This is a genomic window from Streptomyces sp. NPDC002623, from assembly GCF_053592635.1.
The window spans coordinates 206,218-227,325 of record NZ_JBSFWB010000010.1 but is presented as its reverse complement, the minus strand read 5'-3'; the positions used below and the strand labels follow the sequence as shown (position 1 = coordinate 227,325).

Annotated in this window: 19 protein-coding genes; 11 read left to right on the top strand and 8 right to left on the bottom strand. The window is 70.6% G+C overall.

The features are described 5' to 3' along the window. Positions 1-125 precede the first annotated feature (125 nt). The 6 genes from ACWD4O_RS20585 (at position 126) to ACWD4O_RS20560 (ending at position 5,484) form a co-directional block, all read left to right on the top strand. Positions 126-1,211 (top strand): S-(hydroxymethyl)mycothiol dehydrogenase, encoded by a 1,086-nt coding sequence (locus tag ACWD4O_RS20585; protein WP_451281612.1) that lies wholly within the window; start codon positions 126-128, stop codon positions 1,209-1,211. Next, positions 1,211-1,840, top strand: coding sequence for an MBL fold metallo-hydrolase (locus ACWD4O_RS20580; protein WP_450944891.1), 630 nt, complete (start codon positions 1,211-1,213; stop codon positions 1,838-1,840). Before ACWD4O_RS20585 ends, ACWD4O_RS20580 begins: the two co-directional genes overlap by 1 nt. Before the next feature lie 70 nt (positions 1,841-1,910). Continuing rightward, a complete protein-coding gene (locus tag ACWD4O_RS20575; RefSeq protein WP_451281609.1) occupies positions 1,911-2,282 on the top strand; it encodes a DUF4180 domain-containing protein in 372 nt (123 codons plus the stop codon). Positions 2,283-2,371: 89 nt separating this feature from the next. Next, a complete protein-coding gene (locus ACWD4O_RS20570; protein ID WP_451281607.1) occupies positions 2,372-3,298 on the top strand; it encodes an SDR family oxidoreductase in 927 nt (308 codons plus the stop codon). A gap of 81 nt (positions 3,299-3,379) precedes the next feature. Then, positions 3,380-4,687, top strand: coding sequence for an MFS transporter (locus ACWD4O_RS20565; protein ID WP_451281606.1), 1,308 nt, complete (start codon positions 3,380-3,382; stop codon positions 4,685-4,687). A gap of 101 nt (positions 4,688-4,788) precedes the next feature. After that, entirely contained in the window at positions 4,789-5,484 is a 696-nt protein-coding gene (locus ACWD4O_RS20560) for a L,D-transpeptidase family protein (RefSeq protein WP_451281604.1), read from the top strand. A 38-nt stretch (positions 5,485-5,522) separates the two neighbouring features. On the opposite strand, the gene ACWD4O_RS20555 is transcribed toward ACWD4O_RS20560, so the two are convergent. From ACWD4O_RS20555 to ACWD4O_RS20540, 4 genes are read right to left on the bottom strand one after another with little or no spacing between them, the layout of a single operon-like run. Then, the gene (locus ACWD4O_RS20555) at positions 5,523-6,725 is read right to left on the bottom strand and encodes a Gfo/Idh/MocA family protein (protein WP_451281602.1); all 1,203 of its coding nucleotides are present in this window, start codon (positions 6,723-6,725) and stop codon (positions 5,523-5,525) included. Between the two features lie 41 nt (positions 6,726-6,766). Beyond that, positions 6,767-8,128 (bottom strand): ABC transporter substrate-binding protein, encoded by a 1,362-nt coding sequence (locus ACWD4O_RS20550; RefSeq protein WP_451281600.1) that lies wholly within the window; start codon positions 8,126-8,128, stop codon positions 6,767-6,769. 10 nt (positions 8,129-8,138) lie between these two features. Further along, positions 8,139-9,098: a carbohydrate ABC transporter permease gene (locus tag ACWD4O_RS20545; RefSeq protein WP_451281598.1), complete on the bottom strand. Its 960-nt coding sequence runs from the start codon at positions 9,096-9,098 to the stop codon at positions 8,139-8,141. Beyond that, a complete protein-coding gene (locus tag ACWD4O_RS20540; protein ID WP_451281597.1) occupies positions 9,095-10,000 on the bottom strand; it encodes a carbohydrate ABC transporter permease in 906 nt (301 codons plus the stop codon). The genes ACWD4O_RS20545 and ACWD4O_RS20540 overlap by 4 nt, the downstream gene beginning before the upstream one ends. 182 nt (positions 10,001-10,182) lie before the next feature. On the opposite strand from ACWD4O_RS20540, the gene ACWD4O_RS20535 reads away from it, so the two are divergent. Continuing rightward, positions 10,183-11,355 carry an ROK family protein gene (locus ACWD4O_RS20535; protein ID WP_451281595.1) on the top strand — a complete coding sequence of 391 codons (1,173 nt, stop codon included), beginning with the start codon at positions 10,183-10,185 and terminating at the stop codon, positions 11,353-11,355. Between the two features lie 111 nt (positions 11,356-11,466). Beyond that, positions 11,467-11,637: a hypothetical protein gene (locus tag ACWD4O_RS20530; RefSeq protein ID WP_451045362.1), complete on the top strand. Its 171-nt coding sequence runs from the start codon at positions 11,467-11,469 to the stop codon at positions 11,635-11,637. 63 nt (positions 11,638-11,700) lie between these two features. Here the strand turns inward: ACWD4O_RS20530 and ACWD4O_RS20525 are convergent, their stop codons facing one another. The 3 genes from ACWD4O_RS20525 to ACWD4O_RS20515 form a co-directional block, all read right to left on the bottom strand. Next, the gene (locus tag ACWD4O_RS20525) at positions 11,701-13,098 is read right to left on the bottom strand and encodes a S1 family peptidase (protein ID WP_451281593.1); all 1,398 of its coding nucleotides are present in this window, start codon (positions 13,096-13,098) and stop codon (positions 11,701-11,703) included. Positions 13,099-13,216: 118 nt separating this feature from the next. Beyond that, a complete protein-coding gene (locus ACWD4O_RS20520) occupies positions 13,217-14,014 on the bottom strand; it encodes an SAM-dependent methyltransferase (protein WP_451281591.1) in 798 nt (265 codons plus the stop codon). Positions 14,015-14,102: 88 nt separating this feature from the next. After that, complete coding sequence (locus tag ACWD4O_RS20515) at positions 14,103-15,146, bottom strand: hypothetical protein (RefSeq protein WP_451281589.1); 1,044 nt, start codon at positions 15,144-15,146, stop codon at positions 14,103-14,105. Here ACWD4O_RS20515 and ACWD4O_RS20510 point away from each other — a divergent pair. The 3 genes from ACWD4O_RS20510 to ACWD4O_RS20500 all read left to right on the top strand — a co-directional run bounded on the left by ACWD4O_RS20510 (position 15,145) and on the right by ACWD4O_RS20500 (position 18,064). Next, on the top strand, positions 15,145-16,326 hold the full coding sequence (locus ACWD4O_RS20510) for a MalY/PatB family protein (RefSeq protein ID WP_451281587.1): 1,182 nt from the start codon (positions 15,145-15,147) through the stop codon (positions 16,324-16,326). The genes ACWD4O_RS20515 and ACWD4O_RS20510 overlap by 2 nt on opposite strands. 65 nt (positions 16,327-16,391) lie before the next feature. Continuing rightward, on the top strand, positions 16,392-17,657 hold the full coding sequence (locus ACWD4O_RS20505; protein ID WP_451281585.1) for a glucarate dehydratase family protein: 1,266 nt from the start codon (positions 16,392-16,394) through the stop codon (positions 17,655-17,657). A 26-nt stretch (positions 17,658-17,683) separates the two neighbouring features. Beyond that, positions 17,684-18,064, top strand: a complete 381-nt coding sequence (locus ACWD4O_RS20500; protein WP_451281584.1) for a PPOX class F420-dependent oxidoreductase — start codon at positions 17,684-17,686, stop codon at positions 18,062-18,064. Positions 18,065-18,149: 85 nt separating this feature from the next. Here ACWD4O_RS20500 and ACWD4O_RS20495 read toward each other — a convergent pair whose 3' ends face one another. Further along, positions 18,150-20,945 carry an alpha/beta hydrolase family protein gene (locus ACWD4O_RS20495; protein ID WP_451281582.1) on the bottom strand — a complete coding sequence of 932 codons (2,796 nt, stop codon included), beginning with the start codon at positions 20,943-20,945 and terminating at the stop codon, positions 18,150-18,152. Between the last annotated feature and the right edge of the window lie 163 nt (positions 20,946-21,108).

Here is a 21,108-nt window from a genome sequence, read left to right as displayed (position 1 = left end):
CTACGTCGCAGGCCTCGCGCCCTGGCCGGAAGGAGGGCTTCCGGGACTGTCCGCCGTGCCCTTACCGATCAGTCACGCGTAGGGTCGGACCTGGGACGGACGACGCCGATGAAAGGGGCAGCCTCATGCCGCAGGAAGTGCGCGGAGTGATCGCGCCGGGGAAGAACGAGCCGGTGCGGGTGGAGACGATCGTGATCCCCGACCCCGGTCCCGGCGAGGCCGTGGTGAAGATCCAGGCCTGCGGGGTGTGCCACACGGACCTGCACTACAAGCAGGGCGGGATCAACGACGAGTTCCCCTTCCTGCTCGGTCATGAGGCGGCGGGCGTGGTGGAGTCGGTCGGCGAGGGCGTCACCGACGTCGCTCCCGGTGACTTCGTGATCCTGAACTGGCGTGCGGTGTGCGGGCAGTGCCGGGCGTGTCTGCGCGGCCGCCCCTGGTACTGCTTCGACACCCACAACGCCACGCAGCGGATGACCCTGACCGACGGCACCGAGCTGTCTCCGGCGCTGGGCATCGGAGCCTTCGCGGAGAAGACCCTGGTGGCGGCCGGACAGTGCACGAAGGTCGACGCCTCGGTGTCGGCGGCGGTGGCCGGGCTGCTGGGCTGCGGGGTGATGGCCGGTATCGGGGCGGCCATCAACACCGGCAACGTGGGTCGCGGCGACACGGTCGCGGTGATCGGCTGCGGCGGCGTCGGAGACGCGGCGATCGCCGGCTCGAACCTGGCCGGCGCCGCGAAGATCATCGCCGTCGACATCGACGACCGCAAGCTCGAGACCGCCAGGAAGATGGGCGCCACCCACACGGTCAACTCCAAGAACACGGACGCCGTCGAGGCGATCCGCGAGCTGACCGGCGGGTTCGGCGCGGACGTCGTCATCGAGGCCGTCGGCCGCCCGGAGACCTACAAGCAGGCCTTCTACGGTCGTGACCTGGCCGGCACGGTCGTCCTGGTCGGCGTGCCGACGCCGGAGATGAAGCTCGAACTGCCGCTCCTGGACGTCTTCGGACGCGGCGGCGCGCTGAAGTCGTCCTGGTACGGCGACTGTTTGCCCTCCCGCGACTTCCCCATGCTCATCGACCTGCACCTCCAGGGCCGCCTGGACCTGGGGGCGTTCGTGACCGAGACCATCCGACTCGACGAGGTGGAGCAGGCGTTCGAGCGGATGCACCACGGAGACGTCCTGCGCTCGGTGGTGGTGCTGTGATGACCGCACGCATCGAACACCTGGTCACCTCGGGCCAGTTCAGCCTGGACGGCGGCACCTGGGACGTCGACAACAACGTGTGGATCGTCGGCGACGACCACGAGGCGATCGTCATCGACGCCGCCCACGACGCCGACGCCATCCTCGCCGCCGTGGGGGACCGCCGGCTGACGGCCGTCGTCTGCACCCACGCCCACAACGACCACATCTCCGCCGCGCCGGCCCTGGCCGACGCGACCGGCGCCACGATCTGGCTGCACCCCGACGATCTGCCGCTGTGGAAGCTCACCCACCCGCACCGCGAGCCCGACGCCCACCTGGCCGACGGCCAGGTCATCGAGGCCGCCGGCGCCGACCTCACCGTCCTGCACACCCCCGGGCACGCGCCCGGCGCGGTCTGCCTGTACGAACCCGGGCTCGGGGTGCTCTTCACCGGCGACACCCTCTTCCAGGGCGGCCCCGGCGCGACCGGCCGCTCCTACTCCCACTTCCCGACGATCATCACCTCCATCAAGGACCGGCTGCTCGCCCTGCCGCCCGGGACGAAGGTGCTGACCGGACACGGCGAAGCGACGACCATCGGCGCGGAGGCACCCCACCTGGAGGAATGGATCGCCCGGGGGCACTGACCGAGAACCGGGAGGCACGGGGCGGAAAACCGGGAGGCCCCGCGCCCCGGCCGACCGTAGTCTCACGGGCATGACCACTGCACTCGTGACCCTGCACGACACCCGCGTCCTGCGCTGCGCCCCCGACGGGCCGGCGCTCGACGGCGAGCGCGCCGCGCTCGATCTCATCGGCGACGCCATGGGACACGACGCGGAATTCGTGGTGATCCCCGCGGAGCGCTGCGGGGAGGAGTTCTTCCGGCTCCGGTCCGGGGTCGCGGGCGCGGTCGTGCAGAAGTTCGCGAACTACCGGATCCGGCTGGCCGTCGTCGGGGACATCTCCCGGCATCTCGCCGAGAGCTCCGCCCTGCGGGACTTCGTGCGCGAGGCGAACCACGGCCGCCAGCTCTGGTTCGTGACCGACGACGGCGAACTCGACACCTGGCTGCGCCCCACCGGGTGACTTCCCAGGAATGGCGACAGGAGATGTCCGGCTTCCGCGCGACCCTCGACGAGAACGGACACCGAGGGAACACGTGAAGGAGGCCGGACATGTCGGCGCCGCTGCAAGGCAGTCTGGAAGGCAAGGTCGCCCTGGTCGCGGGGGCCACCCGGGGAGCGGGACGGGGCATCGCCGTGGAACTGGGCGCGGCCGGCGCGACCGTCTATGTGACCGGACGCAGCACCCGCGAACGGCGCTCCGAGTACGACCGTCCCGAGACGATCGAGGACACCGCGGACCTCGTCACCGAGGCGGGCGGCCGCGGTGTCGCCGTGCCCACCGACCATCTCGACCCCGCACAGGTCCGCGCCCTCGTCGACCGCGTCGCCGACGAACAGGGCCGCCTCGACGTCCTGGTCAACGACGTCTGGGGCGGCGAGAACCTCTTCGAGTGGGACACCCCCGTCTGGGAGCACGACCTCGACAACGGCCTGCGGCTGCTCCGGCTCGCCGTCGACACCCACGCCATCACCAGCCACCACGCCCTCCCGCTCCTGCTGCGCCGGCCGGGCGGCCTGGTCGTCGAGATGACCGACGGCACGAACGACTACAACCGCGACACCTACCGCATCAACCTGTTCTACGACCTGGCCAAGTCGTCCGTGCTGCGGATGGCCTTCGCCCTCGGCCATGAACTCGGGCCGCGCGGCGCCACCGCCGTGGCGCTCACCCCGGGCTGGCTGCGCTCGGAGATGATGCTCGACCATTTCGGCGTCCGCGAGGACAACTGGCGCGACGCCGTCGAGCGCATCCCGCACTTCGCCATCTCCGAGACGCCCCGCTATGTCGGCCGGGCCGTCGCCGCGCTCGCCGCCGACCCCGAAGTGGCCCGCTACAACGGTCGGTCCCTCTCCAGCGGCGGCCTCGCCCCGGTGTACGGCTTCACCGACCTCGACGGCAGCCGCCCGGACGCCTGGCGCTACATGGTCGAGGTCCAGGACCCGGGGAAGCCGGCGAACACCACGGGCTATCGCTGAGCCGTACTCGTAGCGGCGCTTAACGGTCCGTGTAGATCTTTTCACTTGTGGTGCAGGGAGCTCGTCGGGCAGCGTTCGAGCGTGCAGACCCCCACCGAGCCGACCGCCTCACCCTGGCGCGTCCGCGACTTCCGCGTCCTGTTCTCGGCCACCGCACTGAGCCAGCTCGGCACGAACGTGAGCTATGTCGCGGTGCCTCTCGTCGCGGTGAGCGCGCTCGACGCGAGCCCCGGGCAGATCGGCGCCCTGGCCACGCTGAGCACGGTGGCGTTCCTGTTCATCGGACTGCCGGCCGGGGTCTGGGTCGACCGGCTGCGGCACCGCCGCATCCTGACCGTCGCCGACCTGACCCGGGCCGCGCTGTTCTCGTCCGTGCCCGTCGCCTGGCAGCTCGACGCGCTCACCCTCGTCCACCTGTACGCGGTGGTCCTGCTCAACGGGTGCGCGACCGTGTTCTTCGACGTCGGCTCGCAGAGCGCGCTGCCCCAACTCGTCGGCCCCGCCGCCCTCGTACGCGCCAACTCGGCCGTCGTCAGCCTCCAGGCGGTGGGGAACATCGCCGGACGCGGGGCGGGCGGCGGACTCGTCCAACTGCTCACCGCGCCCGTGGCGGTGGTGTGCGCGGCGGGCGCGTATCTCGTCTCGGCGCTCCAGCTCTTCGCGCTCCGGCGGGGCGACGACACGCCCCAGCCGCCGCCCGGGGCCGGGCTGCACGCCCAGATCGCGGAGGGCGTCCGGCATGTGCTGGGCAACGCGGAACTGCGCGCGCTCGCGCTCACCGCCGCGCTCACCAATTTGGGCTCGCAGGTCATCACCGCCATGCTGCCGATCCTCTTCGTCCGTGAACTCCACCTCTCCGCAGGCGCGTTGGGCCTGTTCTGGGCGGCGGGCGGGGTCGGGCTGCTGCTCGGCGCCTGGTGCGCCCGTCCGCTGGCCGGGCGCCTCGGGCACGGGCGGGCGCTCGGCGTCGTCGGACCGGTCCTGGCGCCCGCGGCCCTGCTCGTGCCCCTGATCGACCGGGGGCCCTGGCTGTGGCTCGCCGGGGCGGCCTGGGTGCTGATCCTGTTCAAGACCGGCGTGGACAACGTCCTCGGTGTGAGCCTGCGTCAGCGGATGACGCCGGACGCCCTCCTCGGCCGGATGAACGCCACGTTCCGATTCCTGCTGACCGGGGCGCTGGCCGTCGGCGCCGCCCTCTCCGGCCTCATCGGCGAACTGGCAGGCGTACGGGTCGCCCTCTGGGTGGGCGGCGCGCTGCTGGCGGCGAACTTCCTGCCCGTCTTCCTCTCACCGGTCCGCACCCGGCGCGAACTCCCGCCCCAGGAGTCCCCCGACCTGCCCGGACCCACCGTGATTTCGACGGGGGCCGACGACCGGACGAGCAGATAGTTCACTGTTTTGTCACAGCTTGAGTCTGTCTACAACCGGTGCCCGTACAAGACGGTCTAGAAGGACGAGATCGCCACCACTGTGCCAGGGAGAGGGCAGCCATGGGGGACATACGCAGACGAGGAGCCGTCCTGCTCGGCGTCACCGGCCTGGTCGCGCCGCTGACGCTCGCGTTGGGTGCGGGACCGGCGCAGGCCGCGAGTTGTACGACGACGGCCGGGCCGTACCAGAAGCAGGTCGAGAAGTTCCTCGGCCGGCCCGTCGACGGCAAGCAGTCGACCGCCGACTGCAAGGCCATCCGGGCCTTCCAGAACAAGCACGGCATCACCCCGAACATCGGCTACGCCGGGCCCGTCACCTGGGGCGTGATGGACCTCATGAACAAGCAGAAGGCGGTGGGCAACAAGCCCAACAAGGCGGGCACGTGCCCCACCAACAAGGGCCGCATCGCCTGTGTCAACCTGACCCTCCAGCTGAGCTGGATCCAGGACGGCAGCAGGCTCGTCTACGGCCCCGTCCCGGTCCGCACCGGCCGTAACGGGTACGAGACCCGCACCGGTCTGAAGAAGATCTACTGGCGCAACCTGAACCACGTCTCGACCATCTACAACGTGCCGATGCCCTACAGCCAGTTCTTCGACGGCGGTCAGGCCTTCCACTCGGTCGGTCTCAGCATGTGGAACCCGCCGGGCTCGCACGGCTGCGTCAACATGACCTCGACGGCCGCCAAGAAGTACTGGTCGCTGCTGAAGAACGGCGACGACGTCTTCGTCTACGGTCGCAAGCCGGGCACCTGACGGCGCCCGGCCCCGACGGCCAGGAACTGTCGGCGGTCTCAGTTCTGCGGCGCGTCCCCGAAGTCCGGGATCGCCAGCCTCGCCCCACCCTGCCGCGCGGACTCGTGCGCGACGATGCCCGGCAGGGTGTAGCGGGCGGCCACCCACGCGTTCACCGACGGCAGCGAGCGCGTGTTCACCGCGGTGACGAAGTCGTCCACCAGGAAGTGGTGGCTGCCCTCGTGCCCGTTGTGCAGGTGGTCGAACTCCCGGGGCAGCCGTGCCCGGTCGTGCACGGGAGCCGAGCCCGAGGTGAAGGCGGCCCGCAGCTCGGGCGCGATGTGCTGGAGCGACGGGTCGTCCGGCGACATCGTGGGCTTGGGCTCGAGGAGTTCGCTGATGTCCTTCACCCCCTTCTTGTCCTGCCAGAACGCCACCGTGGCGAGCTGCTCCATGCTGGCCTCCGTCCCGAAGAACCGGAACCGCGACTCCCGGATATGCGACGGATAGCCCACCCGCCGGAACTCGTTGGTCCGGAACGAGCCGCCGCCCGCCACCTCGAACAGCGCGGTCGCGTTCGAGAAGTCGTTGCCGAACTGGCTGACGTCCCGGTCGAAGACCCCGTCCCCACGATCGTCCTCGACCCCGATCGCGGACACGCTCACCGCGTGCGTCTGCCAGGCGCCGAGGACCCCGCCCACCGAGTGCGTGGGGTAGAGCAGCGGGGGATAGCTGGCGGTCGCCTTCCAGTTCTCGCCGCCGCTGTACCGGTACGCCTCGTAGAACCCCAGGTCCATGTCGTGGACGTAGTCGCCCTCGGCGTAGAAGAGCCGCCCGAAGGCGCCTTCGGCGATCCGGTTGCGGGCGTGCACGGTCGCCGGGTTGTACTGGCTGGTCTCGCCCATCATGTACGTCAGTCCGGTGGCCCGTACCGCGTCGATGATCGCCGCGATCTCGTCCCGGGTGATCGCCATGGGCACCGCCGAGTAGACGTGCTTGCCGGCGTTCAGCCCCTGGACCACCAGCGGGCCGTGGGTCCAGCGCTGGGTGAAGATCGCGACGGCGTCGACCGCCTTCGACTCCAGCATGGCCTCGTACGAGGGGAAGGTCCCCGACAGCCCCTCGGCGGCCGCGAGCTGTTCGGCGCGCTCCGGGAGAAGATCGGTGACGAAGACATCGCCGACGCCCGGGTGGGCGAGGAACAGCTTGGCGAACTGGCCGGAGAACTGCCCGGCGCCGACGATGCCGAGGGAGAACGTCATGTGGGTGGAGCCCCTTCTTACTGGTTTTACCGGGTGAGTCGTCACTGGTCGAGAATGAAGTTGATCTGGTCGTTGACCTCGTCGAGGCCGCTCACGGGCGCGCCGTTGCCGTAGACGTCCTCCATCGCGGGATGCATCAGGGCGTAGACGTCGGCCGCGTAGGTGGTGATCGGGTACGAGAAGGTCCGAGAGGCTTTCTTGTCCGCGACGGGCTCGGTGAACGCCGAGACGTCGACGCCCTTCTTCTCGTAGGCGGCGACGGCGGCCTGCGTACCGGCCGGGGTGGCGGGGAAGACGATGCCGTACTTCCCGACGACCTGCTGGCAGGCGTCGGAGGCGAGGTAGGCCACCCACTTCTTGGCGCCCGCCTTGTTGTGCGCGCCCTTGGTGACGGAGTCGGCGAGCCCGTTCATCATCGTGGCCCGCTTGCCGGTCGGCCCGGTCGGGGTGAGCGCCGTGGCGACGTCCCGGCCCTTGAAGCCGGTGTACGTGGAGATCATCCAGGCGCCGTCGAAGGAGGTCGCGGCCTTGCCGGAGGCGACCTGGACGTTCGACTGGTTCGACTGGATGTTGTAGTCGGTGAAGGGCGCCATGTAGCCCTTCTTCGCCAGGCCGAAGTACCACTTGACCACGGACTGGAAGGTCTTGCTGTCGTACTGGTAGTCGGTGCCCCAGCGTGCCTTGTCCGTGTAGCTCCAGCCGGCCGAGCCGGTGAAGGGGCTCCACTGGGTCTGGCCGTCGGCGTCGCCGCCGCCGTTGGTGGCCAGCCCGTAGACCTTGACGTCGTTCTTGTCGAAGCCGGGCTCGTCGCCGCGTCTGCCGTTGTTGTCGACGGTGAGGTGGGCGATCGCCTTCTCGAAGGTGCCGCCGTCCTCGGGGTTCCAGGAGAGGCCGTTGAGCTGCTCCGCGGTGAGACCGGCCGCCTTGGTCATCTTCTGGTTGTAGAACAGCGCGACGGTGTCCCAGTCCTTGGGGGCGCCGTAGCGGTGGCCGTCCTGGCCCAGCCAGTTGGCGGCGAGCCCCGGTTGGTAGTCGGACTCGTCGATGCCCAGGTCGTCGAGCGGTTCCAGCACTTTCAGATCGACGAACTGGCCGAACTTCTGGATGTGGTCGGTGAACACGTCCGGCTGGGTACCGGCGATGAAACCGGCGGTGAGCTTGGTCCAGTAGTCGTTCCAGCCCAACTGGGTGATCTTCACCTTCAGCCCGGGGTTCGCCGTCTCGAACCCCTTGGCGCAGGCCTGGTAGGCGGGCAGCTGGTTGGCGTCCCACAGCCAGTACGTCACCGTGTCCGAGGACGATCCGGCGGAGTCGCCGTTCGCGCAGCCGCTCACCAGGGACAAGGACAGGGACAGGGACAGCGCCAGCGCTCCGGCCGGCGCGGTCAGCGTACGAAGTCGCATCTCGGTTCCCTCACTTGATCCCGGTGAAGCCGATGGAGCTGACGATGCGGCGCGCGAAGAGTCCGAACAGCACCAGCATCGGGAGCGCGGCGATCAGGGTGGCCGCCATCAGACCCGACCAGTCGGTGCCGGCCGCCGGGGTCTGCGCGCGGAACACCGCCAGCGCCACCGTCAACACCCGTGAGCTGTCGCTGTAGGAGACCATCAGCGGCCAGAAGTAGTCGTTCCAGGAGGTGATGTACGTCAGCACGGACAGCGTGACGACCGGAGTGGCCGCCATCGGCAGGATCACCCGGAAGAAGATCTTGATCTTTCCGGCGCCGTCGAGCAGCGCCGCCTCCTCCACCTCGCGGGGGATGTTCATGAAGAACTGGCGCAGGAAGAAGACCGCGAACGGGGTCATGAACAGGCTGGGCAGTGCGATGCCCAACAGCGAGTCCACCAGGTGGAGTTGCTTGATGAGCACGAAGTTCGGCAGCAGGGTGAAGATGGTCGGCACCATCAGCCCGGCCAGGAACAGGCCGAAGACCTGGTCCCGGCCGCGCCAGCGCAGCCGGGCGAAGGCGTAGGCGGCCATCGCGGAGAAGAAGATCTGGCAGCCGGTGATCAGCGTGGAGACGATCACCGAGTTGAGCAGGTAGCGCCAGAAGTCCAGCCCGCCGCCCGCGCCGCCCTGTGCGATCGCCTCCTCGGTCGACTGGAGCCCGAGGGCCCGCTCGAAGCCGCTGGTGGTGAGGCCGACCGGCAGCGGGCTGGTGGGGTCGGCGCTCAGTCCCGCGTTGGTGGACAGGGCGGTGCGCAGGATCCAGTAGAACGGCAGCAGGGTGATGAGGGCGATCGCGCCCATCACGGTCCAGGCGGCGGCCCGCCCGAGGGTGAGCCTGCGCCGGGCCGGCGGTGTGCCGGTCGTGGTCGTCGGCGGTGCGGTCGGCACTGTCGTCACGGCAGCCACGGTGACTCCTTCCGTCATCCGAGATCGGTCCGGCCGGCCCGGGTGAGCCGGTACTGGAGGATGGTGATCGCGCTCAGCACGACCAGCAGGGCGACGGACATCGCCGAGGCGTAGCCGAACTGGAAGCGGCCGAAGGCGGAGCCGTAGATGTAGAACTGCAGGACGTTGGTGGCGTTCGCCGGACCGCCCGCGGTGGTCACCGCGACGGTGTCGAAGACCTGGAACGAACCGATCACGGTCATGATCAGCACCACCGCCAGGACCGGCCGCAGCAGCGGCATGGTGATCCGCCAGAACATCCGCCACTCGCTCGCGCCGTCGACCTTGGCGGCCTCGTACATGTCGCTCGGGATCGCCTGGAGCCCGGCGAACAGGAGCAGCGCGGTGTACCCGACGTGCCGCCAGACGTTGATCAGCGCGATGGTGGGGATCGCCCAGGTCTCGTCGGCCAGGAAGGGGATGCGGTCGAGGCCCAGGCCGCCGATGATCTCGTTGCCGATGCCGAGCTGGGTGTCGAGGATCCACAGCCAGACGAGACCGGCGACGACGTTCGACATCAGATACGGGGTGAGGACGACGCCCCGCAGCAGGGCCGACTGGGTGAGCCGCTGGAGCAGCACCGCGATGGCGAGGGCCGCGACGGTCTGGACGCCGATGTTGATGGCGACGTACTCGACGGTGACCTTGAGCGAGTCCCAGAAGATGGGGTCGTGGATCATCCGGTCGTAGTTGTCGAGCCCCACCCACTCCGCCGGCGTCAGCAGGTTGAAGCGGGTGAAGCTCAGATAGATCCCCCGCAGCGTCGGCCAGAGCAGGAAGACCAGGAATCCCAGCATGGCCGGGGCCAGGAACAGCGCGGCGAGCCACCCGTCGCCCCGGCCCTCTCGACGCGACGGGGGACTGCTGGACGCGATGGTCATCGGGAGACTCCCTCGTCTACGGCGGCTGCTTCTCGGCGCCACTTACTTTTGAGCCGAAAGAATCCAGACGTCAAGAGGTAGGGGAACATCTTTTCCGGCAGGCTGCGGGTGCCTATAGTGACCTGGATACTTCCATGGCAAAAGAAATCGGGCAGAAGAAATCGTGTGGGAGTCTGACCCTCATGACCACAGGTACCGCCAGCTGGCTGCCGCTGAGCGCGGGGGAGCGCTCCGTCGCGATCGAGGTGCTCGTCCACGGCCCGCTCTCGCGCACCGATCTGGCGCGGCGGCTGAACCTCTCCGCGGGCAGCCTCACCCGGTTGACCAAGCCGCTGATCGAGTCGGGCCTGCTGATCGAGGCGGCTGAGGGGGGCGGTGCGGCGGAGGCCCGGCAGGGGCGCCCCTCGCAGCCGCTCGACGTGGTCGCCGAGTCCCGCTCGTTCATCGGCTTCAAGATCACCGCGGACATGGTGTACGGCGTCGTCACCACCCTCAGGAGCCAGGTCGTCGCCCGCCACGACCGTCCGCTCGCCTCGCACGACCCCGACGAGGTCGTCGCCGTGCTGGGGGAGATGGCGGATGAACTGGCCGGCGCCCATCCCCGCCTCGCGGGGATCGGCATCGGCGTGGGCGGGCTGGTCCAGGACCGTGCCGTCGTGGGCGAGTCGGCCTTCCTGGGGTGGCGGGACGTTCCGCTCGCCGCCCTGGTCGAGGAGCGCACGGGACTGCCGGTGGTCGTCGAGAACGACGTCGCCGCGCTCGTCGAGGCCGAGACATGGTTCGGGGCCGGTCGCGGCCTCGACCGCTTCGTCGTCCTCACCATCGGCGCGGGCATCGGCTACGGACTGGTCCTGGCCGGCCAACGGGTGCCCTGCGCCGAGGAGGACCGTGACTTCGGCCGGCACTGGATCCTGAACCCCAGCGGCCCGCTCACCCCGGACGGCGAACGCGGCAGCGCCGTCTCGCTGCTGACCATCCCCAACATCCGCTACCAGGTCCAGGCCGCCACCGGCCGGGAGCGGACCTACGAGGAGATCCTCGCCCTCGCCGCCGCCGGGGAGCCCATGCCCGCCCGGGTCGTCGACGAGGCGGCCCGCGCCCTGGGCACGCTGGTCGCGCAGATCGCCAACTTCGTCATGCCGCAGAAGATCCTGCTGGCCGGTGAGGGCGTCGGTCTGATGGACGTCGGCGGGGCGACGGTGGAGGCGACCGTGCGTGCCCACCGGCATCCGCTGGCCGCCCCGGTGGCCCTGGAGACCAAGGTGTCCGACTTCCACGACTGGGCGCGCGGGGCCGCCGTGCTGGCCATCCAGGTGCTGGTCCTGGGGGCAGTGGAGGCGGTCACGGAGGGCTGAACCGGCCTGTAGGGGTTGACAGATGGACGTGATCAGTAACACGTCCGGTATGTCCGGTTCGTTCGTGATGACTCACGCGGCCTTCACCCCGGACGCCGTAAGATTCACACCATGTCCACCACTGTTGAATCCCTCTCCGGGCGATCGGCCGCAGAGGTGAACGACCAGATCAGGGCCCTGTGGCTCCGGTCGGGCGGGACACTGAGCGTCGAGCAGCGCGAGGAATACCGCCGGCTCGTCCTGGAGTGGGCCGCCGCGCCGCAGTCCGTCGAAGCGGCCTGACGCTCCCCGAGCTTCCCTCACCGAAAAGGGCACCCCGACCGGGTGCCCTTCCTGCTGTCCGGCTCAGCCCCACGTCGCCGAGTAGTACCGCTGGTAGGCCTTGCGGTCCTGTTCGGCACGGATGTACCGGGTCGCGACCAGCGCCACCATGCTGCCGGCGATGACCAGCAGACCCGGGCCGATGTTCCTGGGGTCGGTGAGCCGCGCGGCGAGGTCCACACCGCCCCCGACGCCCGTCGCGGGCGTGGTCGAGCCCGGGGACGCCGCCCCCGGGGCGAGCGCCGCCTGGGTGGGGGAGGAGGACGGCGCCGGACCGGTCGACGAGGTCGCCGCGCCGCCCTGCGCGCCGGCGGACGGCGCCGCCACGATCAGCTGCACACCGAGCTGGGCCAGCGCCTTCGTCACCGGCTGGAAGAACGTCGTGCCGCCCGTCGTGCAGTCGCCGCTGCCGCCCGAGGTGATGCCGAGGGCGATCCCCTCGGAGAACATCGGGCCGCCGCTGTCACCCGGTTCGGCGCACACGGTCGTCTCGATGAGCCCGCTGACCGTGCCCTCCGGATAGTTCACCGTCGCGTCCAGTCCGGTGACCTCGCCGTCACGCAGCCCGGTGGTGCTGCCGCTGCGGAACACCCGCTGGCCGACGGCCGCGTCGCCGGTGCCCGTGATGCGCACCCCGTTGCCGTTGCCGACCGCCACCACGTCGGCACCGGCGCCCGCCTTGCCGCTCGCGTACTGCACCAGCGAGAAGTCGTTGACGGGGAAGCTCTGGTTGACCGTCTGGCCCACCTGCTGTTTGGCCTGGTTGTCGGAGAACCAGGTCGAACCGGTCGGCCCGCAGTGCCCGGCGGTGAGGATGAAGTCGTTCGTTCCGTTGGTCACGTTGAAGCCGGCCGAGCAGCGTCCGGCGGTGGACAGGATCGGCAGCGCGCCGTTGATCCGGGTGGTGAACTCGCCAGTGGTGCGCTCCATGCGCACGAAGCTGCCGATGCCGGCGGCCGTGTCCGTCAGCCGCGCCCAGTCCGAGGCTGACACGGTGCTGTCGGCCTGCACGATCACCTGGTTCGTCCGGTAGTCCATCACCCACGCCGTGCCGGCCACCTTGGGCGCCGAACGCAGGGTCGCCGCCGCCGACTTGAGCTCGTTCATGCTGTGCGGGACGACCTTCGCCTCGGCGCCCGCCGCCTTGACGGCGTCGGCCGTCTTCGCGTCCGTGACCGCGACCACCGGACGCCCTTCGGAGTCGATCCAGGTGCCCGCCGTGCGCGCGGTGCCGAGCTTCTCGACGAGAGCGGTCCCCGGATTCGTGACGACGGAATCCGCCGTGGTGCGCGGCAACGCGGACGTGCCGGGCGATTCGCTGGCCATGGCCGCCTGCGTGACCATGGCCCCTCCCAGGAGGAGTCCGCCGACCGCCGCCAGCCGTGTCACTCGCCGGACGGTCCGTCGTCGTACGTGCCTCATGCATGGCTCCCGAAACCCTCAACGCGCGGACTCAACACCGCGGGGCTCTCCGGTCGTTGAGCGCCCTGACCTTCATACGTGCGGCGGCCCGCCGGCGTTCAGCGCGGGAGCGATCCCCTCAGGGTCTGCGGGCCACCCCGCCGAACATCGCGACCTCCGCCGGCTCGGCCCCGTCCCCGGTGTCCTGCGGACGCCAGCGGGAGCAGGACACCACGCCCGGTTCCAGCAGCTCCAGACCGTCGAAGAACCCCGCCAGGTCCTCGGGGGTGCGCTGGGTCAGCTTCGGCGTGCCGTGCTCGTTCCAGAACTGCACGGCCTCGTCCACATCGGGCATCGCCGGGCTGGTGATGGTGTGCGACAGCACCAGATGACTGCCCGTCGGCAGCCGGTCGACCAGCCGCCGGACCAGGCCGTACGGGTCCTCGTCGGGGCCGATGAAGATGACCACGCCCAGCAGGATCAGCGCGACGGGCTCGTCGAAGTCCAGGGTCTTCGCGGCGTGCTCGATGATCGCGTCGACGTTGCGCAGGTCCTCGTCGAGATAGTCGGTGCGGCCCTCGGGCGTGCTGGTGAGCAGGGCGCGGGCGTGGGCCAGGACCAGCGGGTCGTTGTCGACGTAGACGATCCGGGCCTGCGGGTCGAGCCGCTGGGCGACCTCGTGCGTGTTGTCCGCCGTGGGCAGACCGGTCCCGATGTCGAGGAACTGGCGGATGCCGACCTCGGTCACCAGGTGCTCCACCACACGGCCCAGGAAGAGCCGGTCGGCGCGGGCGTACTCGCCGATGCCGGGGTGTAACTCACGGATGCGGTCGCCGGCCGTCCGGTCGACCTCGTAGTTGTCCTTGCCGCCCAGCCAGTAGTTCCAGATGCGTGCGGTGTGCGGCTGGGTGGTGTCGATACGGGTGTTCTCTGTCATGGCTCGGCTCCGACGGGAAAGGGGCAGGGGCGCGGACGATGGATGACGTGCGCAGTCAGCAAGCGATCGTGCGCGGTCAACAAGCAATCTAGACAGGGGAGTTGACGTCAGGTGCGGGACCATCGGATTGCGCCGCGGCTTGGCCGAGTCGCGCCCCGCTCCGCTCGTCGCCCCACACCGCCGACGCGCCGGTGTACGGGCGCAGCAGCGCGGTCAGCGCGGGGTCGCCGCGGCCGCCCAGCTCGTCGGAGGCGATGCTGCGGGCGATGCCGGCGAGGAAGTCGGCGAGTTGCACCCGCGCGTCGTGCCGAGCGACGACGAGCCGCAGCCCGGCGAGCCGGATGCCCCGCCGCCGGGCCGTGTCCTCGATCCAGGCGATCCGTTCCGGGGTGAGCATGTTCTGCCGGTCGTGCGCGAGCCGGACCGGGCGTCCGCCGTCGCTCCAATGGGCGGCCGTGTGCAGGATCGAGGGAAGAAGAGGATTGAGGACCGGGGCGAGCACGAAGGGCCCGTCCTGAATTCCGGTGCGATAGGCGAGCGCGCGAGGACGTTCCGCCGAGAGCCGCGCGAGAGTCTTTGCCGCGGGTGTTCCCGAATACCGCTGCCGCAGTTCCTCGACCGTCCGGAAGAAGAACTCGACGGGCTCGTCCGGTGCGCCTTCGGGCCGTACCCACAGCAATCGGTTGGCCGCCTCCAGGAATGTCCGCCACTCCGCCTCGGTGAAGGTCCGACGGCCCTGCCGGAAGAAGGCGACGGCCGCCTCGGGATCGTCCAGCAGCAGGTCGACGACCCGGTCCACGACGAAGAACGCCTTCTCGACGAGGTGCACATGGGCATGCCCGTACAGCGGGCCGGACGGTGCGAGCAGCCATTCCAGGACCGGCCGGTGTTTCTCCCGCAGCAAATGGTTCGCCTTGTACTCCTCGGCGGGCGAACGGATACGATCGCGGATCTTCTGCACCTGCGCGACCGCGTAATCCGTAGGCAGCCGCACACTGGCGTGTGCGAAGACATCCGTGTTCCCTCCGGTGAGGTTCTCCCCGTCGGAACCCGATTCGTCGCACGCCACTTCCAGGAATGTCCCGTTCGTATGATCCCAGGTCACACCACAGCCCCCTATCTTGTGCCCCATGACCAGCTTCCCGCACGAGACGCCGGGTGAACCGAACCCGCTGCAAGCCCTCGGTCTCGACGAGCTTCGATGTCGGACGAGCATGAAATGGCGCACCTATCCCGCCGACGTCCTGCCGCTGTGGGTCGCGGAGATGGACGTACCCCTCGCCGAGCCGATCGTGCGCGCGGTGACGGAGGCGCTCGCGCTCGGCGACACCGGATATCCGGTGGGCACGGCCTACGCCGAGGCGCTGGCCGCGTTCGCCGCCGAGCGGTGGGGCTGGGACGGGCTCGAGGTCGAGCGGACGGCGATCGTGCCCGATCTGATGCTGGGCGTCGTCGAGATGCTGAAACTGGTGACCGGGCCCGGTGATCCGGTGGTCGTCAACCCGCCCGTGTATCCGCCGTTCTTCCAGTTCGTCGAGCACCTGGACCGGCGGATCGCCGAGGCGCCGCTCGGCGCGGACGGGCGGCTCGACCTCGATGCGCTGGAGGAGGCCTACCGGCGGGCCGGCGCGGGCGGCGGGCGGGCCGCGCACCTGCTGTGCAGCCCGCACAACCCGACCGGCACCGTGCACACGGCCCGGGAGCTGTCGGCCGTCGCCGCGCTCGCCCGGCGGTACGGCGTCCGGGTCGTGGCCGACGAGATCCACGCACCGCTCACCGCCGCGGGGGTCGCCTTCGTGCCGTACCTCGCGGTCCCGGGCGCGGAGAGCGGGCTGTCGGTGATGTCGGCCTCCAAGGCGTGGAACCTGGCCGGGCTCAAGGCGGCGCTGGCCGTCGCCGGTCCCGGGGCCGCGGCCGACCTGGCCCGGCTGCCCGAGGAGGTGAGTCATGGACCGAGCCACGTCGGGATCCTCGCTCACACCGCCGCCCTGCGCGAAGGCACGGCCTGGCTGGACGCCCTGCTCGGCGGTCTCGACGACAACCGACGGCTGCTCGCCGCCCTTCTCGCCGAGCGGCTGCCCGGTGTCCGGTACCGGCCGGGCGAGGCCACCTTCCTCGCCTGGCTCGACTGCCGGGCGCTGGACCTCGGGGACGATCCGGCCGCGGTCTTCCTGGAGCGCGGCCGGGTGGCGCTCAACTCCGGGCTCACCTTCGGCGCCGGCGGGGCCGGGCACGTACGGCTGAACCTGGCCACCTCGCCGGAGATCCTGACTGAGGGCGTGCGGCGGATGGCGGCCGCCGTCATGTCTTGACATGTATCCGAAACGATTCGTAGCTTGGACGTCTCAATTTAGATTCGTGAAGTAAGTTCACGAATATGAACGGAGTGAATACGTCAGCCACCCGCATCCGCGAACTCGTCGTCACACCCATCGCCTTCTCCGACCCGCCGCTGCTCAACTCCAACGGCGTGCACGAACCGCTCGCGCTCCGCGTGATCCTCCAACTCGTCCTGGAGGACGGCACGGTGGGCCTCGGCGAGTCGACGGGCGGCACGGTGCGACTCGAACGACTCGAGATCGCCGCCCGGACCGTCGTGGGGCTGGACGTCTTCGACCCGACGGCCGTCTGCGCCGCGATCGACGACGCCCTGCTGCCGACCGTGCCCAGCTCCCATGAACGCGGCTGGACCGTCTCGGCCGTCGAGGTCGCCTGCCTCGACGCCCAGGGCAAGCTGCTCGGCCGCCCCGTCGGCGATCTGATCGGCGGCCGGGTCCGAGACGCCGTGCCCTTCGCCGCGTACCTCTTCTACAAGTGGGCCGAGCACCCGGAGCTGGACGGCCGCCCCGCCATCGCCGACGACTGGCCCGAGGCCCTCGACCCGGCCGGGATCGTCGAACAGGCCCGGCTGATGCAACAGCGGTACGGATTCAGCTCGTTCAAGCTCAAGGGCGGCGTCTTCCCGCCGGACGAGGAGATCGCCGCGATCCACGCGCTCGCGGAGGCGTTCCCCGGACAGCCCCTGCGCCTGGACCCCAACACGGCCTGGACGGTGGAGACCTCGAAGTACGTCGCCCGCCGGCTCGACGGTGTGCTCGAGTACCTGGAGGACCCGACCGCGACGATCGACGGCATGGCGGCGGTCGCCCGGGACTCGCCGCTGCCGCTCGCGACCAACATGTGCGTGATCGCCTGGGAACACCTCAGGCCGGCGATCGAGCAGGGCGCGATCCAGGTCCTCCTCACCGACCACCACTACTGGGGCGGACTGCGCCGCACCCGTGAACTGGCCGCCGTCTGCGAGGCGTTCGGGATCACCCTGTCCATGCACTCCAACTCGCACCTGGGCATCAGCCTCGCCGCCATGACCCATGTCGCCTCGGCCATCCCCAACCTCGACCACTCCTGCGACACGCACTACCCGTGGAACAGCGCCGACGACGTGATCGTCCCCGGGGTCCTGGAGCTGAAGGACGGGGAGGTGAAGGTGCCGACCGGGCCCGGCCTCGGCGTCGAGCTGGACCACGACGCCCTCGACCGGCTGCACCGCCGCTACCTCGACTCGGGGATGCGGGGCCGCGACGACACCGGGTACCTGCGGCGGTTCCAGCCGGACCACGAGCTGCTGCTGCCGAGGTGGTGAGGCGCGCGGGTGCCTAGACTGCGGGAATGGATGACAAGGCGCTCGACCGGCTGGCGACGGGCAAATACCTGCTGATCACCAGCTACCGGAAGAACGGAACCACGGTCGCCACCCCCGTGTGGGTGGTGCGCGACGGGGATGCGCTGGGGGCCTGGTCCGTCGCGGACTCCTGGAAGGTGAAGCGGATCCGGGCCCGCGGCGACGTCCTCGTCGGCCCCTGCGATGTCCGCGGCAACCCGACCGGCGAGCAGATCCCGGCCACCGCGGAGATCTGCGACCCGGCGACCACGGCCCGCTACCGCACGCTGCTCGCCCGCAAGTACGGCGTCGTGGGCCGCCTCACGCTCTTCGGCAGCCGGTTGCGGCGGGGCCCGGACGGGACCGTCGGGATCCGCATCACCCTGTGAGCGCGAAGGAGCGGGAAGGCGACGGGGGCACGGACCGTACGGTCCGTGCCCCCGTCGCCCTGTGGAGCGGCAGCTCCGTGCGCTGCTAGGGCGCGTCCACGACGGTCCCCGTCAGCACCGGCAGGCCCGGCAGCGGCTCGGCGAAGTCGTCGGTCAGCGCGAAGCTCATGGCCTCGGCCGGCTCGGCCACCTGGTCCTTCACCGTCGGCACCGTGAACTCGATGCTCGTCTCGCCGGGCTCGATGCCCAGCCACACCCAGACGTCCGCCTGCGACAGCGCACGCTCCGGGTCGGCCTCCTCACCGGATTGGTCCAGCAGCCACTGCGGGTCCACGTCCTTGGTGGACAGCTCCGGGCCCGCGGCGACCGGGAGTATCCGGAGCATCTCCCAGATCGGCACGTCGGCGGACTCGGAGAGGGAGATCCGCCAGGTCAGCGACTCGCCCTCGGTCACCCGGTCGGCGACCGGAGCGATGGTCACCTTCGGCGCCGGGTCGTCGTTCTCCGTCGTCACCCCGCCTCGGTGGGAACCGACGACGGCGCCGCGCACGGCCTTCACGAGGAGGTCGTGCGCCTCGTCGTAGCCGAAGCGCGTGTCGCCCTTCACCTCGACCGGAACGTCGATCGGGGCACTGCCGGCCCGGACCGGGAGCACCTTCTCCTCGGCCTCGACGCCGTCCGGAGCGACGATGTAGAAGCGGACCGTGCCGCTGCCGTGTCCGGACACCTTGACCGGGATGTGGTAGGTGGCGGTCCCGGAGTCGCCCTCCTTGACCGTGAGCCGGCCGATGTCGACGCGCGGCAGCGCCGCCGCCCGCACCGCGGGCAGACCGGGGGACCAGCCCCAGGCGTCCATGAACCAGGCCTCCCCGGACCCCGAACGCGGAGTCAGGTCGAGGGACTTGATGTGCCTCAGGTCGAGTCCGGCGCGGGTGGCGGCGGTCAGCGGGACGCGCAGCTCACGGGCCCAGTAGGAGGCCGTGGAGGCGGAGCCCGGCAGCCCGTCGACCTGGACCCGGCCGAGCGCGGCACGGCGGCCGGCGGAGTCGGTGACGGACACGTCCAGCGCGGTGCCGGTGGTGTTCGGCGGTACGAACACCCGCAGCGCCAGGCTCTTGGCGCCGGAGAGGGAGACGGGAGCGGTGGAGGTGATCCTCGTCGGCGTGCCCGGCGCGGACCACTGCATCGCGACCGCGCTCTTGCCGCTGTCCTTCTCCAGGTCCCACCAGCCGAAGTGCGGGGACCGCCCCAGGGCGTCGGCGCCCAGACAGGCCCTGTCCGGGTCGGGGTCCGCCCAGCACACCCGGCCGCCGGTCACCGTGACCCCGCCGTCGGGCACGAAACCACCCGTGCGACGGGCGCCGACGGCATGCGTCAGCACGCGTGCCGGGTCGGCGGAGGGGGCGCGCCTGCCGGTGCCGTCGAGCAGCGGGCGCACCCGGTCGTCGCCGGCGACGAACAGCCGGGCCGCGGCGGCGATGTAGGTCGCGCCGGCCTGGTGCTGCTGGTCGGCGGTCAGCCGGGTCGCCGCGCTCTTCGAGCAGACCTGGTCGGGCTGCTCCGGGTCGTCGTAGAAGTCGTCCCAGGCCGGGGCCTCGGACTGGCCCGGGGTCCACTCGCTGTTGAAGAAGTTGTGGTTGGCGCCGACCACGTACACCGCGCTGTGCAGTGCGCTTCCGTTGCTGATGCCGCGTGTGCCGTCGAGGTAGGTCTCGCCCTCGAGGTCGGAGACATCGCCGTCGCAGCCGGGCAGGATCGTGGCCGAGGGCACGTCGGCGACCGGATTCTGGCCGAAGATCGTCGGTCCGACCAGCACGGTTCCACGGATCTTCCAGCGGACCGGGCCCCGGTAGCCGTCCTGGTCGGCGGGCGGTGGGTAGAGGCTGTCCATCGCGGCCCGGTTGACACCCTCGCCGCCGCGCGAGTGGCCGACCAGCAGGACGCGTGAGAGGTCGGCCTTCGTCGCGTCGGGCACCCCGGCCGGGGCGGTGCTCGGACGGGCGGACCAGGCGGCCCACTTCGCGAGGTGGTTGCGGACCAGCGAGGAGCGGCCCTGGGCGCCCGCGTCCTCGGCCAGGTAGTCCTGGCCGTTGATGCCGTTGGCGGAGATCGACACCGTGACATAGCCCTGGGAGGCCAGCAGTTGCTGGTCCTTCAGATAGCCCTTGTAGCTGGGGATCTCCTTGGTGCCGGCCGGGCAGGGCCACTCGCCGCTCACGTCGTCCTCGGCGCCCGGCTTGTAGCAGGTGGAGTGGCGGCCGTGCAGGAACAGCGCGAGCGGCCGCTTGCCGGTGGCCCCCTTGGGCGCGACCACCACGGCCTGCATCTCGACCGGCTCGGCGTAGCCCGGCAGCCGTACCGGGGCGAGGTCGTACTCGCCGGTTGCGGTGCGGTACGAGCCCGGCTTGCCGGGGTCGACGGAGTTGGCCGGGGCCTGGGCCGGGGCCTGCGGGGTCGAGGCCGGCGGCTGCCCGCTCTTTCGTGAACGCTGCTCGCCCGCGGCGGAGTTGTCGGCGGGCGCGTCCAGACGCCGCCCGCTCGCCCGTACCTGCAGGTCCTTCAGCTGGGCGTCGCCGGCGTCGGCGAGGGGCAGCCGGAAGGTGTGGCCGTCCTTCCCCGCCTTCGGCACGCCGAGCAGCCGGTCGCCCGCGTGGAACTCCACGCGGGCGTCGCCCATGGGCACGGGGGTGGGCGACCGCCACACCAGCGTGCGGGCCGCTCCCGCCCCGCTGACCTGCCACCCCGGCGGCAGCCCGCTGTCGGCGGAAGCGGTCGATGCTCTTGTCTCGGAAGGTTGTTGGGCTTGTGCCAGTCCCGGTGTTCCCGCCAGGGCCGCGAGCGCGGCCACGGCGGTGACACCTATTCGCCGGGCACGGATCAAGGTCCGCTCCTCAACACTCGGAGTGCGGGAGCCCCCTCCGTACCGGGAGCCCCTCGCACCCCGAAGGAAGCGAAAGGGGACCTGTGGGTTGCCTGTGCCGGCGGACTCTGCCCGGGAAGGACAAGAAACCGGTCACCGGAACCGACCGTGCGGTCCTGCGAGT

What these genes read in the sequence shown, in the direction of transcription:
- ACWD4O_RS20520 (WP_451281591.1), bottom strand. Translation starts at nt 14,014, where the DNA reads ATGACAGAGAACACCCGTATCGACACCACCCAGCCGCACACCGCACGC.
- ACWD4O_RS20505 (WP_451281585.1), top strand. Translation starts at nt 16,392, where the DNA reads ATGAACGGAGTGAATACGTCAGCCACCCGCATCCGCGAACTCGTCGTC.
- ACWD4O_RS20500 (WP_451281584.1), top strand. Translation starts at nt 17,684, where the DNA reads ATGGATGACAAGGCGCTCGACCGGCTGGCGACGGGCAAATACCTGCTG.
- ACWD4O_RS20585 (WP_451281612.1), top strand. Translation starts at nt 126, where the DNA reads ATGCCGCAGGAAGTGCGCGGAGTGATCGCGCCGGGGAAGAACGAGCCG.
- ACWD4O_RS20530 (WP_451045362.1), top strand. Translation starts at nt 11,467, where the DNA reads ATGTCCACCACTGTTGAATCCCTCTCCGGGCGATCGGCCGCAGAGGTG.
- ACWD4O_RS20540 (WP_451281597.1), bottom strand. Translation starts at nt 10,000, where the DNA reads ATGACCATCGCGTCCAGCAGTCCCCCGTCGCGTCGAGAGGGCCGGGGC.
- ACWD4O_RS20580 (WP_450944891.1), top strand. Translation starts at nt 1,211, where the DNA reads ATGACCGCACGCATCGAACACCTGGTCACCTCGGGCCAGTTCAGCCTG.
- ACWD4O_RS20550 (WP_451281600.1), bottom strand. Translation starts at nt 8,128, where the DNA reads ATGCGACTTCGTACGCTGACCGCGCCGGCCGGAGCGCTGGCGCTGTCC.
- ACWD4O_RS20515 (WP_451281589.1), bottom strand. Translation starts at nt 15,146, where the DNA reads ATGGGGCACAAGATAGGGGGCTGTGGTGTGACCTGGGATCATACGAAC.
- ACWD4O_RS20510 (WP_451281587.1), top strand. Translation starts at nt 15,145, where the DNA reads ATGACCAGCTTCCCGCACGAGACGCCGGGTGAACCGAACCCGCTGCAA.
- ACWD4O_RS20575 (WP_451281609.1), top strand. Translation starts at nt 1,911, where the DNA reads ATGACCACTGCACTCGTGACCCTGCACGACACCCGCGTCCTGCGCTGC.
- ACWD4O_RS20560 (WP_451281604.1), top strand. Translation starts at nt 4,789, where the DNA reads ATGGGGGACATACGCAGACGAGGAGCCGTCCTGCTCGGCGTCACCGGC.
- ACWD4O_RS20570 (WP_451281607.1), top strand. Translation starts at nt 2,372, where the DNA reads ATGTCGGCGCCGCTGCAAGGCAGTCTGGAAGGCAAGGTCGCCCTGGTC.
- ACWD4O_RS20555 (WP_451281602.1), bottom strand. Translation starts at nt 6,725, where the DNA reads ATGACGTTCTCCCTCGGCATCGTCGGCGCCGGGCAGTTCTCCGGCCAG.
- ACWD4O_RS20535 (WP_451281595.1), top strand. Translation starts at nt 10,183, where the DNA reads ATGACCACAGGTACCGCCAGCTGGCTGCCGCTGAGCGCGGGGGAGCGC.
- ACWD4O_RS20525 (WP_451281593.1), bottom strand. Translation starts at nt 13,098, where the DNA reads ATGAGGCACGTACGACGACGGACCGTCCGGCGAGTGACACGGCTGGCG.
- ACWD4O_RS20545 (WP_451281598.1), bottom strand. Translation starts at nt 9,098, where the DNA reads ATGACGGAAGGAGTCACCGTGGCTGCCGTGACGACAGTGCCGACCGCA.